General features: G+C 54.4%; 14 protein-coding genes, 1 tRNA gene and 1 pseudogene. 3 read left to right on the forward strand and 13 right to left on the reverse strand.

Annotated features, from left to right (window positions below; translation table 11 throughout):
- The first annotated feature begins 28 nt into the window (after positions 1-28).
- Together NBA72_RS11475 and NBA72_RS11480 are read left to right on the forward strand one after the other, a co-directional pair.
- A tRNA-Asn gene (locus NBA72_RS11475) sits at positions 29-104 on the forward strand.
- 165 nt (positions 105-269) lie between these two features.
- Positions 270-568, forward strand: a pseudogene (locus NBA72_RS11480) (integrase arm-type DNA-binding domain-containing protein); the annotation flags it as partial.
- A gap of 21 nt (positions 569-589) precedes the next feature.
- Here NBA72_RS11480 and arsB read toward each other — a convergent pair.
- Genes arsB through NBA72_RS11505 form a run of 5 tightly spaced genes read right to left on the reverse strand, consistent with a single transcriptional unit; the run spans position 590 to position 4,704 of the window.
- A complete protein-coding gene (gene arsB, locus NBA72_RS11485) occupies positions 590-1,639 on the reverse strand; it encodes an ACR3 family arsenite efflux transporter (RefSeq protein ID WP_042949059.1) in 1,050 nt (349 codons plus the stop codon).
- 17 nt (positions 1,640-1,656) lie between these two features.
- The gene (gene arsA / locus NBA72_RS11490; protein ID WP_042949058.1) at positions 1,657-3,417 is read right to left on the reverse strand and encodes an arsenical pump-driving ATPase; all 1,761 of its coding nucleotides are present in this window, start codon (positions 3,415-3,417) and stop codon (positions 1,657-1,659) included.
- A gap of 43 nt (positions 3,418-3,460) precedes the next feature.
- Positions 3,461-3,823, reverse strand: a complete 363-nt coding sequence (arsD, locus tag NBA72_RS11495) for an arsenite efflux transporter metallochaperone ArsD (RefSeq protein ID WP_000849418.1) — start codon at positions 3,821-3,823, stop codon at positions 3,461-3,463.
- A 33-nt stretch (positions 3,824-3,856) separates the two neighbouring features.
- Positions 3,857-4,333, reverse strand: a complete 477-nt coding sequence (locus tag NBA72_RS11500) for an arsenate reductase ArsC (protein WP_001101541.1) — start codon at positions 4,331-4,333, stop codon at positions 3,857-3,859.
- The gene (locus NBA72_RS11505; protein WP_001041817.1) at positions 4,330-4,704 is read right to left on the reverse strand and encodes an ArsR/SmtB family transcription factor; all 375 of its coding nucleotides are present in this window, start codon (positions 4,702-4,704) and stop codon (positions 4,330-4,332) included. The genes NBA72_RS11500 and NBA72_RS11505 overlap by 4 nt, the downstream gene beginning before the upstream one ends.
- Before the next feature lie 413 nt (positions 4,705-5,117).
- Here NBA72_RS11505 and NBA72_RS11510 point away from each other — a divergent pair, with 413 nt between their 5' ends.
- The gene (locus NBA72_RS11510) at positions 5,118-5,303 is read left to right on the forward strand and encodes an Arm DNA-binding domain-containing protein (RefSeq protein WP_023242481.1); all 186 of its coding nucleotides are present in this window, start codon (positions 5,118-5,120) and stop codon (positions 5,301-5,303) included.
- A gap of 148 nt (positions 5,304-5,451) precedes the next feature.
- On the opposite strand, the gene ldtA is transcribed toward NBA72_RS11510, so the two are convergent.
- The 8 genes from ldtA to NBA72_RS11550 form a co-directional block, all read right to left on the reverse strand.
- Positions 5,452-6,381 carry a L,D-transpeptidase gene (gene ldtA / locus NBA72_RS11515; protein WP_042949057.1) on the reverse strand — a complete coding sequence of 310 codons (930 nt, stop codon included), beginning with the start codon at positions 6,379-6,381 and terminating at the stop codon, positions 5,452-5,454.
- 77 nt (positions 6,382-6,458) lie between these two features.
- On the reverse strand, positions 6,459-7,529 hold the full coding sequence (gene cobT, locus NBA72_RS11520; protein WP_042949056.1) for a nicotinate-nucleotide--dimethylbenzimidazole phosphoribosyltransferase: 1,071 nt from the start codon (positions 7,527-7,529) through the stop codon (positions 6,459-6,461).
- A gap of 26 nt (positions 7,530-7,555) precedes the next feature.
- Entirely contained in the window at positions 7,556-8,299 is a 744-nt protein-coding gene (gene cobS, locus NBA72_RS11525; RefSeq protein ID WP_023181993.1) for an adenosylcobinamide-GDP ribazoletransferase, read from the reverse strand.
- On the reverse strand, positions 8,296-8,841 hold the full coding sequence (gene cobU / locus NBA72_RS11530; protein WP_000973189.1) for a bifunctional adenosylcobinamide kinase/adenosylcobinamide-phosphate guanylyltransferase: 546 nt from the start codon (positions 8,839-8,841) through the stop codon (positions 8,296-8,298). Before cobU ends, cobS begins: the two co-directional genes overlap by 4 nt.
- On the reverse strand, positions 8,838-10,358 hold the full coding sequence (locus tag NBA72_RS11535; protein WP_042949055.1) for a cobyric acid synthase: 1,521 nt from the start codon (positions 10,356-10,358) through the stop codon (positions 8,838-8,840). The genes cobU and NBA72_RS11535 overlap by 4 nt, the downstream gene beginning before the upstream one ends.
- Positions 10,355-11,170 carry an energy-coupling factor ABC transporter ATP-binding protein gene (locus NBA72_RS11540; protein ID WP_042949054.1) on the reverse strand — a complete coding sequence of 272 codons (816 nt, stop codon included), beginning with the start codon at positions 11,168-11,170 and terminating at the stop codon, positions 10,355-10,357. The genes NBA72_RS11535 and NBA72_RS11540 overlap by 4 nt, the downstream gene beginning before the upstream one ends.
- 8 nt (positions 11,171-11,178) lie before the next feature.
- Positions 11,179-11,856 carry an energy-coupling factor ABC transporter transmembrane protein gene (locus NBA72_RS11545; protein ID WP_000147137.1) on the reverse strand — a complete coding sequence of 226 codons (678 nt, stop codon included), beginning with the start codon at positions 11,854-11,856 and terminating at the stop codon, positions 11,179-11,181.
- A complete protein-coding gene (locus NBA72_RS11550; RefSeq protein WP_000753212.1) occupies positions 11,843-12,124 on the reverse strand; it encodes an energy-coupling factor ABC transporter substrate-binding protein in 282 nt (93 codons plus the stop codon). The genes NBA72_RS11545 and NBA72_RS11550 overlap by 14 nt, the downstream gene beginning before the upstream one ends.

The raw sequence follows: 12,124 nt of genomic DNA on the forward strand, positions 1-12,124 counted from the left end.
CCGCCGCTAATATACGACCCCACACGATTCCTCTGTAGTTCAGTCGGTAGAACGGCGGACTGTTAATCCGTATGTCACTGGTTCGAGTCCAGTCAGAGGAGCCAAATTTTAGTTTCGGGACATCCCAGCGAGTCCAGAGACGTTTAAAAAACAAGAACTTATCTTTACCCGGTTGTCCTGTGAAGGATTGCCGGGTTTCTTGACATCCATAGTTTTTGGGGGCTTAATCGGGGGCCTCACGGTTCGTTGAGAAAATGGAGCCCCCACCTATGGCATTAACCGATACCGCTATCCGCAAGATCAAACCCACCGAGAAATCTTCAAGATTACCGACAGTTCAGGACTCTACCTGCTGATCAAACCCAACGGCTCAAAGCTCTGGTATATGAAGTACCGCATCGATGGCAAAGAGAAAAAGCTGGCTTTTGGCCCCTATGCGGTGAAAAAACAGTTAATCAGGTCGAACCCTGCGCAAAATCTGGATGGTGAGTTCACGCCGCCTGAAACACAGCATTACCCGGCCCTGCCCCTTGAGAAACTGCCTGAATGTTTGTCGCGAACGGATAATTAGAGAGGGATAATATCTCCACTAAGCTCTCTCATACCACCCTTTCGAACGATTCACCACCCGCACAACCAGCAGCATCACCGGCACCTCAATGAGCACCCCAACCACGGTCGCCAGCGCCGCACCGGAATGAAAACCAAACAGGCTGATTGCCGCTGCGACAGCCAGTTCAAAGAAGTTCGATGCGCCGATCAGGCTGGATGGACAGGCAATATTGTGCTTTTCGCCCACCAGTCGATTCAACCCATAGGCCAGTGCCGAGTTAAACAGCACCTGAATCAGAATTGGCACCGCCAGCAGGGCAATGACCAGCGGCTGTTGCAGAATGGCTTCGCCCTGAAACGCAAACAGTAACACCAGCGTTGCCAGTAATGCCGCCATTGACCACGGGCCGATTTTCGTCAGCGCATTATCGAATGCCACTTGTCCCTTGCGTAGCAGGGCCTTACGCCAGAGCTGGGCCAGAATAACCGGCACAACGATGTACAGTACCACGGAGGTTAACAGGGTGGCCCACGGCACGATGATTGAGGACAAGCCGAGCAGCAGCCCAACAATCGGCGCAAAGGCGAAAATCATGATGGCATCGTTCAGCGCCACCTGCGACAGCGTGAAATAAGGGTCGCCGTTGGTGAGTCGGCTCCAGACAAACACCATTGCCGTACAGGGCGCGGCGGCCAGCAGAATAAGCCCGGCAATGTAGCTGTCAAGCTGATCGGCTGGCAACCACGGCGCAAATAAATAACGGATAAACAGCCAGCCGAGCAGCGCCATTGAGAATGGTTTAACCAGCCAGTTGATAAACAACGTTACGCCGATCCCGCGCCAGTGCGCTTTGACCTGCCCCAAAGCACCGAAATCAATGCGCAGCAGCATCGGAATAATCATTATCCAGATAAGCAGACCGACCGGCAAATTGACGCGAGCGATCTCCAGACCGCCGATAACGCGAAAGACGCTCGGCACCACCTGTCCGAGCAGAATACCGATGGCGATGCAGAGCGCAACCCAGACGCTCAGGTAACGTTCAAACAGGTTCATGGCCGGAGCGGCCTGGGTTTGTGCGGACATGTCAGGCTCCTTTGGGTTTATTTTCCGGTAGTGCTCAGTTGTAGTAAACGCTCAACGCCGACAGGCTCTTCCGCCTGTAGCGGCACCAGCGCACAGCGTCGGGTATGGTGGGTACAGACGGCATCAATCTGCGACCGTTCGCGTTCGGCACGCTGGCGCAGCAGCGGCGATGTAGTCGGCGTATTGATCAGGCTGTTATTAATGACCCAGCCCCACGGTTCAATCCCCGCGCGACGCAGGTCGTCCTGCAAATGAGCGGCTTCCAGCACCGGCGTGGTTTCCGCCAGCGTGGCGATGAGAACTTTCGTCTGATCGCTGTCCTGCAGGCGCATCATGGGCGTCAGTACGGGCTGACCGTGTTCCCCGGCCAGTCGGGCAATCTCACGGTGGTAAGCGCCGGTGGCGTCAAGCAGTAGCAATGTATGGCCGGTTGGCGCTGTATCCATAACGACAAACTGCTTACCCGCTTCCTGAATGATGCGTGAAAAAGCCTGAAACACGGCAATTTCTTCCGTACAGGGAGAACGCAGATCTTCTTCAAGAACGGCACGCCCCTGTTCGTCGAGGTTTTTACCCTGCTCAGCCATCACCTGCTGCCGGTAACGCTCGGTTTCAGCCTGCGGGTCGATACGGCTGACGCTCAGACCGTCGAATGAGCCGTCCAGCGTGTCAGTCAGGTGCGCCGCCGGATCGGATGTGGACAGGTGAACAGGATAGCCGCGACGAGCCAGTTCAACAGCAATCGCCGCTGCCAGCGTAGTTTTCCCCACGCCGCCTTTGCCCATCAGCATGATCAGGCCATGTCCCTGCGACGCGAATCCGTCGATCAGTGATGACAACGAAGGAAGATCTACGGGGGAGATATCTCCGACTTCCGCCGGGGTGCCAGTTGAACTGTCGTCCAGCAGACTCCGTAATGCCGCCAGCCCCACCATATTGAACGGTTTTAACGGCAGGCGATCGCAGGGCAATGCGCGCAGGTTATCAGGTAAATGTTGCAGCGCCTGTTGTTCACGCTGATACAGTGCCTGCGCCAGCTTATCGCGAGCGGTTTCCTGCTCAGGCAACAGGCCGTTAATGACCAGATACTGCTGCGTCAGACCAATGGCGGCCAGTTCGTCATAGGTACGCGATACTTCTTTCAGTGTTGCGGTTTGCGCTCTGGCGACCAGCACCATCCGCGTCAGTTCCGCATTCGCCAGTGCGTCTACGGCGGCGCGATACTGGCTGCGCTGTTTTTCCAGCCCGGCCAGCGGGCCGAGACAGGACGCACCGTGCTGGCTGTTGTCGAGATAACCGCTCCACGCGCCGGGCAGTTGCAGCATTCGTAGCGTATGCCCGGTTGGCGCGGTGTCGAACACAATATGATCGTACTCATCGCGCAGTTGCTGATTAGTCAGCAGCGCGGTGAATTCGTCAAAGGCGGCAATCTCGGTGGTACAGGCACCGGAGAGCTGTTCCTCAATACCCGCCACGATATCGTCCGGCAGAATTCCACGCACCGGTCCAACAATATGCTCACGGTATGCCGCTGCGGCAGCGGACGGATCGACTTCCAGCGCAGCCAGTCCGTTGACCGCTGCAATCGGGGTTATCTGATGACCGATAGTCTGTTCAAATACCTGCGCCACATTGGAAGCCGGATCGGTGCTGACCAACAGTACACGTTTGCCAGAGGCGGTCAGATGAATCGCGGTAGCGCAGGCCAGCGATGTTTTACCCACACCGCCTTTACCGGTAAAAAACAAAAAGGGGGGCACCTGCCGAAGCATCAGCATAAAAAAGACTCCTTTAAATTAAATAAAGCGGGAAATCAGTCCATCAGCAGCACTTATCGCCACCGCAACAGGAGGAAGTCGCTGGCGTAAAACTCGAATAGACGGTAAGCCCCATCCAGCGCGCCAGTTCCTCTCTGCGAGGGTAACGACCAGCCAGTGCGACTTCACCATCCACCAGAATCAGCGGTAGCGCCTCTTTGCCGGAACGGGCCAGAAAGCCTTTAACGATTTCGTTCTGTGCGAAGAGCAATGGTTGCTGTGCCAGATTGAAACGCTCAATATTGACGCCCTGCGTTCTGGCCCACTCAAAATCAGCGGCAAACGCGACCAGCGCCGGATCGGTTTCCGGGCCACAGACGCCGGAAGAACAGCATAAAGCGGGATCGAAAATCTGAATCGTCTTCATTTGACTCTCCATCAATTATTGAAATACAGGTCGTTAAAAAATTTCGCCAATACGATCCAGTTCGACTTTCAGACGAGCGCGATCGTGCAGCAATTCATTCAGCGGCAGCGCCAGAAAAGCTTCAATACGCGCACGTAATGTCTGGTAAGCAGTGACAAAAGCCGCATCGATTTCGGCATCGCTACCGGTAGCATGAGCCGGATCGTCAACGCCCCAATGGGTACGCATCACGTTACCGAGCCAGGCCGGACAGGTTTCTCCGGCAGCGTTTGAACAGACTGTCACGACAGTATCCGGCGTCTGCGGCAGATCGTTCCACGATTTGCTGAAATAGCCTTCTGTTGAAATGCCTTCCCGCGCCAACAACGCCAATGCTCGGGGATGTACGTAACCCGCCGGGTGACTGCCTGCGCTCATGGCGCGCCATCCGGCAGGAGCCAGATGGTTAAACGTGGCTTCGGCCAGCACGGAACGGCAGGAGTTGCCGGTACAGAGAAAAAGTACGTTCATGATTTACTCTTTTTCGTGGTGTTGAGTGGTGGTAAAACGGCTTCTGAGCAGGAAGAAGCCGAACGAAAACCTGCGCATTGTTCCGGGTGGCCTGAGCAGCACTCCTCGGTCAGCCAGCCGATTAAATCCAGCATCAGTGGGATGTTGGCACGATAACGCTGGTAACGACCTTCCTGTTCTACCGTCAGCATCCCGGCCTGCGTCAACGCCTTTAAATGAAACGATAAGTTAGTCGGCGGGATATCCAGCGTTGAAGCGATCTCCCCGGCAACCATGCCCTCGGTACCCATTTTGATCAGTAGGCGATATACATCCAGACGCACGCCGGAGGAGAGGGATTCAAAGATGGTTGTGGCAGTTTGTTTGTTCATAATGTGGGGCGGCCCTCTATGATTCAATACTTCAATCATTATTGAATAATCGAATTAATTCAAGTATCCGTTAATAATATCTAGTGGAAATGGCAAGATGGGGGGAAATAATCCCACTTTTAAAATGTGATAAAAATCACATTCTTAGTGCATCATTACGATCGGGGCTTTTATAAGGGCCTTATTTTGAATTTAGAAAATAAATATTTTATTATTCAATGAGATAAAAAACGCACCCAGTCAGAGGAGCCAAATTCCTGTTTTCAGGCATCTCAGCATGTCTCAATAGTATTTTGATTCAGAGAGTTAGCGTAGAAAACTGTCTCAGTGCATATTGATTTATCTCTCCGCATCGGGACAAATTGGTGGTCTGATTTGGGGTCACTTCAGTTCGATAAAGGAGTGACCACCACATGCCCCTTACTGACAGTAAAATCCGCGCTACTAAACCTTCACCAACTCCCTTTAAACTGATCGCTTCTCACGGTCTGTTTCTGCTTATCAATCCGGGCGGTTCCCGCCTCTGGTATCTCAAATATCATTTCGACCGAAAAGAATACTCGGCGCGGTGGATAAGAGAGCCTTGCAGACGCATATGAAAAACCTCCGGCGATACCGGAGAAAAGATTTATGACTTTGAGCTTAATCGGAGGGCTCACGGTTCGCTGAGAAATGGAGCCCCTGCCATGACACTCACTACTAATACAGATACTCCAGCCCATGAAAACCAGCAATGTGGCGGGATATTTAAAGGCCAGACCTGCCCGCGCTAATGTTGACCGGCATTCCGGAACGGCGCTCCAGCACCTCATTAACCCGCGAAGTATCAACGTCATCCCCTTTGATAAACGTGCGCAGCACTGGCGTAACGGGCAATGGAACTTTTTTGTCTGACTCAAATTCAGCACGGTTGCGAGAAAGCGGTTCGTGTACCTCCAGCCAACGACTGCCATCCGGCTCTACCGAAAATTTAACGGGCCTGTCGATAATCTGAACGCGGGTTCCTACAGGAATATGGTCGAATAAATATTTAATATCGTCATTGCGTAAACGGATACAGCCCTGACTGACGCGAAGGCCAATGCCAAAGTTAGCGTTAGTGCCATGGATGGCATATAACCTGCCGATATATATTGCGTATAGCCCCATAGGGTTATCCGGCCCCGCAGGCACCATCGCGGGCAGCGTTTTTCCCTCTTTAGCATATTCCCGACGCGTATTAGCCGTTGGCACCCAAACCGGGCCATCTTGTTTGCGTTCAACCGCAGTTACCCAGTTGCGCGGCGTTTCACGGCCAGCCTGACCAATACCAATGGGTAGCACCTCAACCGTATTCGTGCCTGCGGGATAATAATAAAGGCGCATCTCGGCGACGTTTACCACAATACCTTCACGAACGGTGTCAGGCAGAATCAACTGCTGCGGCACCACCAGTGTGGAACCAGACTGAGGTAAAAACACATCCACGCCGGGATTCGCTTCAAGCATATTACTCAGCCCCTGACCGTAGCGGGCGGCAAATGACTCTAAGGGCTGAGTATTGTTCTGCGGTACGGCGATTGTGACAGGCTGTCCTACCAGACGACTGCCTTCGGGCGGCAACGGATAGCTTATAGCCAGCGAGAAATGGCTTACCAACAAGACGAAAAACGGAAAAAAAGGTGTGATACGACGCATTATATCCCTTCCTTTGTCGCGGCAGGTGTGCGTTAAGTATAGCTTTTTTCTCACATGGCTGGTGTTGTGCGCCCGGGTTATGTTGCGCTTGCGTTCCTCTCCGGCAGGACAATATTACTGGCCGCTAACTCCCCCATATTGTGGAACATGGCGCACGCGGCTTCCACGATCGGCATCGCCAGCGCCGCGCCGCTTCCTTCACCTAACCGCATCGCCATATGCAAATAGGGTTCCATAGACAAATGCGCGAGCGCGATGCGGGCACCCTTTTCCGCCGAAAAGTGCGACGGGATCAGATAAGGTCTCACCGCAGGCGCAATCTGACAGGCCGCCAGCGCTGCCGAGTAGGAAAGAAAGCCATCCAGCAATACGGGTAAGCCACACCTTGCCGCACCAAGCATCACGCCGGTCATCCCGACCAGATCGAAACCACCCACCTTCGACAACACATCAATGCCATCGCGCGGATTGGGCTGATTAATCGCAATCGCCCGCCGCACGACGTCCACTTTATTATCGATGCGAGAAGGCGGAAGATTCGCGCCAATCCCCACCACCTCTTTTGCATCACTTCCTGTAAAAACGCTGACCATCGCGGCGGCTGGCGTAGTGTTCGCCATTCCCAGCTCCCCTACGCCAAATAAGGTCACGCCGCGTTGCGCCAGGTCGCAGGTGTAGCGGGAAACCTCCAGCAAAAGCGCCTCAGCCTGCGAGCGACTCATCGCCGGGCCAACGGCAATATTTCCGCAGCCGCGCGCGACGCGCATATTAACTACGCCAGGAATAGGTTCAGCATCAATACCAACATCAATGACATGCACCTTCGCACCGGCCTGAGCGGCAAGCACGCATACGCCGGTTGTTCCCTGCGTCATATTCGCCGCCTGAATCGCCGTCACGATTTTGGGCGAAACCGCTACGCCTTCATCCCAGACGCCATGGTCGGCGCACATCACCAGCACCGCCTTTTCACCTACCTGCGGCGTACCGTTAAGACCCGGCATTCCTGCGAGCTGAACGGCTAAGGTTTCCAGTCTGCCCAGGCTGCCCGGCGGTTTGAGCAGGCCGTCAATATGTTGCTGCGCACGCGCCATCGCCTCGGCGTCCGGCGCAGGAATGTCACGGAGTAAAGCGTGTAGTGTCTGCATAAGATGTCTCGTCCGTAATAATCGGCTCATAACAGAGCCAGCAGAAAGATCAGTTCGCCAAGTTCGATCGCCGCGCCCAGCGTATCGCCGGTTTGACCGCCAAGCGTACGTTTAAGCAACTGGCCAAGGATGAAAATCGCCGCGCATGTGACCACCATTGCGGCCAACCCTTGCATACCAGGCAGTAATACCGTGGCGACGATTACCGCCAATCCCAGAGTAATGCAGGTTTGCCGTCCGCTGACTTTACCGATAAATACATTGCCAAGCCCCTCTTCACGGGCGTAGCGATGACGGTACATCAATAAAACGGCGCTGCCGCGCCCAGCCGCACAGGCCGCCGCCAACGCCGCCAACATTGGCGTTCCACGTAACGCCAGTTCGCTGACCACCAGAATTTTTGCCAGTAGCACAAAAATAAGCGCCAGCCCGCCATGGGTTCCCAGACGACTATCACGCATAATCTCCAGCATTCGCTCACGGCGGCGCGCGGAAAAAATACCATCGCAGGTATCGGCCAGCCCATCCAGGTGAAAACCACCTGTCAGCAGCGCCAGCGCCAGAATACAGAGCAACGCCGCTAGCGGAATACCACACCAGGGTTGCAGGAGGATGAAAATCAGGCCGCTTACCCCTCCCAGAATCAACCCGATAAAGGGAAACATCACGATCCCACGCGAATACTGCTCGAAATCCAGTCCCTGCGACCAGCGTGACGGCACGGGCAAGCGGCTAATAAAAGCGAGCATGGCCCAAAACAGCTTACTCATTTAATTTTGACTCCAATACCTGAGACTACCAGCCAGACCTCATCCGCCGCTGCCGCCAGTCGTTGGTTGACCCGACCGGCAATATCACGAAAATGGCGCGCCAGACGGTTTTCCGGGACGATCCCCATTCCCACCTCATTTGTCACCAGTACCACTTTCGCCGGGCAGCGCTGGCAGGCTGCAATTAAAATCTGAATTTCATCGTCAATGGCGCGCTCCATCGCTGCATAATCCCATTGTTCGGGATCGTTTTCGCCTCCCAGCGCAAACAGCAGATTCGTCACCATGGTGGTAATACATTCCAGCAAAATCGCGTCGTCAGGGGCAAGATCCGCGGTAATCAACGTATCAAGATGCCGCCAGCATTCTGCGGTCCGCCAGTGTGCCGGCCTGCCATCTTTATGATGCTGAATTCTCGCCGCCATCTCGTCATCAAGAATGTGCGAGGTGGCGATATACAGTACCTGCGGCGCATCGCCAATTAAGGTTTCAGCATGACGGCTTTTACCACTACGCGCCCCGCCCGTCACCAGAATCATCATACCGGCTCCTGATGTTGTTGCATGATGTTATAAATTTCATCAATATCAATATGTTGCCGCATCGCTTCCGCCAGCAGATCAAATTGCCGCGCTTTATGCTCCGCATAACAAAAAGTCGTTTCCCACGGCGCAAGCCCTTTTCGCGCCCGTAACCCATTGACCACCGCACGGGTAAACGCATCGCTGTCAAACAGGCCGTGAAGGTAAGTGCCAAACGCCAGTCCGTCGGCGGTGACCGCGCCATCCGCCACAGAGCATCCATTTTTCTGTAACGTCATGGCCGTACAGCATCCTTCCTGCAGCACCGTTTCCCCCATGTGAATTTCATAACCGCGTACCGGTAGCCCCGCCGCGGCAGCCAGCCAGCCGGGCAGCTCGCCTGACATTGTCGCGTTAACCTGCGTCGTGGTTTTATCCTGTGCAAAGCGAGTGATCGTATTAAGCAGCCCCAGGCCCGGCTGCGTACCCAGCCCCGACTCCACCTCATCCACAATGGTGTCGCCCAGCATCTGGTAGCCGCCGCAAATCCCCATCACCGGCACGCCCTGCCGATGTGTCTGCAATACCGCATCCGCCATCCCGCTTTCACGCAGCCAGGCGAGGTCGCTCAGCGTATTCTTACTGCCCGGCAGGATCACCAGATCAGCGTCAGTCAACGCTTCCGGGCGGCGAATATAGCGTATGCGCACATCCGGCTGCGCCGCCAGAGCGTTAAAATCCGTAAAGTTAGAAATATGTGGCAGTTGCACAATGGCAATAGTGATATCACGGGGGGCGTTACCGCGATATTTATCGTTTTGCAGCGCGACGCCATCTTCATCTTCCAGATCCACATCCAGCCATGGCATCACTCCCAGGACCGGGACGCCAGTAAGCGATTCGATTTGTTCGATACCGGAATAGAGTAGCGCCACGTCGCCGCGGAATTTGTTGATAATGACGCCCTTTACTCTGTCACGCTCCTGTTTATGCAGCAGCGCCAGCGTGCCATAAATAGCGGCGAATACGCCGCCCCGGTCGATATCCGCCACCAGAATAACCGGACACTGGGCCATTTCCGCCATTCCCATATTGACGATATCGCGATCGCGCAGATTGATTTCCGCCGGGCTTCCGGCGCCTTCCAGCACAATAACGTCATATTCCTGCGCCAGGCTGTTATAGACCGCAAGGATTTGCTCACGCAAACGCGGTTTATAGTCATGGTAACTCACCGCATCCATATTGGTCGCCACTTTCCCCATCAGCACGACCTGCGCCTGGCGATCGCTGGTCGGTTTGAGCAGCACCGGGTTCATACGCACATCTGGCGTGATCCCCGCGGCTTCCGCCTGAAAAATCTGCGCCCGCCCCATCTCTTTACCATCCGGCGTAATACCAGAATTAAGCGCCATATTTTGCGATTTAAACGGCGCGGTACGCAGACCATCCTGATAAAAAATGCGGCATAAACCCGCCGCCAGCACACTTTTGCCGACGTCGGATGCCGTCCCCTGCAACATAACTACCTGCGTCATGACGCCTCCCTGAATACGCGCTTTTGCATTCGATGAAAAAACTCCGTTTCTGTTTTACACAGCGGCAGTCCCAGTTGAGTATGAAGTTTGACCAGCCAGGGCTGGGTTAGCCCCGCTTGTTCCATCGCTTCCGTACACGCGAAAACCTCGCCAGGCGCGCCATGCGTCAGGATCTGGCCATGGCGTAACACGTATACGGCATCGCTAATTTCATAAATAAGATCGATATCATGGCTGGAGATAATGACATGATTTCCCTGCGCCACAATCCGCCTGATGATAGCAAGCATCTGAGTGCGCCCTGCGGGATCGAGACCAGCAGTGGGTTCATCCAGCAATAGATAGCGCGCCTGTAGCACCAGCGCTCCGGCGATAGCCACACGTTTTTTTTGCCCATGACTCAAACACTGAATGGGCTGATGGCGAAAATGTTGGGCGTCAACCAGCGTTAGCGCCTCGTCGACGCGGCGCGTGATTTCCGCCTCCGGCACCCCCAAATTACGTAAACTAAACGCAATATCGCTATCGATATCAGTATAAAAAATCTGCTGTTCAGGGTCCTGAAAAACCGTCGCAACTTGCTGGCGCAGCGCCAGTAGTCCGCGCTTGCTGTAATCCAGCGGTTTTCCCTGCCACAACACGGCCCCTTTTTGCGGACGCAACAGGCCGCTCAGGTTCATAAAAAGCGTAGACTTCCCACAGCCGTTCGCGCCCACCAAACCGGTAACAGGCGAAAGCGAAAAATCCAGATTTAACCCTTTAAGTACCGGCTCATCCTGATAACGAAACCACAGGTCTGAAGTGGCAAGCATAATAGTCCTTACAGGTGAAAATCACCCTGATACAGTTTGATATCCAGCGTGGTGGTCATTTGCTGATAACGCATTAACACTCGCGTAAACAGGAGTCCAGCCAGCATCGCCAGAGATCGATAGCCGTTCGGCAGGCTGCAATAACCAAAACGCAGCGTTTGCGCGCGACGGATTGCCACCGCCTCATCCAGAAGAATAAAGAGAAAGCGCCACGTTAACAGGATTTGCTCGGTAAGCAGGCGTGGAATATGCGCGCGCTTAAGCAAGCTAATTAACTGCGGAAACGGTAGGTTCATCACCAGCCACAACGTCGCGGACAGCGCCGTCAGGCTACGCCAGAACGTTTCATTCGCCGTAACCACGCCCGCACGGGTAATCCCGATCCAGTACGGCCCGACAGAGATGCCAGCCAGCAGCATTTGCGGCTCGCGGCTGATGCTGAAGATAATCGTTATCACGCCGACCAACAAAAATCCAAAAGGTATCGCCATCCATCGACACCAGCGCCAGAGGGATATGCGCAATAGCCAACAGCTCAATCCGGCAATGATCAGCAGCTCAATGCCCTGCCCTACAGGCGGCAGAACAAACGCCAGTATCATCATCGCCAGCCACAGCAAAAACTTGCGCTGCGGCGCAACGTGTGCCCAGCGGCTTTGATAGCTGAGTCGATCAAGCCCGGTCATCACGGCGTTGTTTACCTTTGCAATACCCCAGGATATAAAAAATCACCGCCGCGCCAAGAGAGCCCTGAAGGGTAAACAGCAGGCTTTCAATTTCACCGCTGGCAGGTTCATATAACGGCTGAAACCAGGGTTTATACTGCGGCGCAATAGCCTGAATCTGGCTTTCCGCTTCGCCGTCTGAACCGCCATATTCACCGCCATGGTTAATAAAAAACGGCAGAATCACCAGCGCCACCACCATCGCTAACAACATCAACGTTTTTTTCAT

The organism is Salmonella sp. NW1250, from assembly GCF_051812965.1.
In the GTDB taxonomy this organism is placed as follows: Bacteria; Pseudomonadota; Gammaproteobacteria; order Enterobacterales; family Enterobacteriaceae; genus Salmonella; species Salmonella enterica.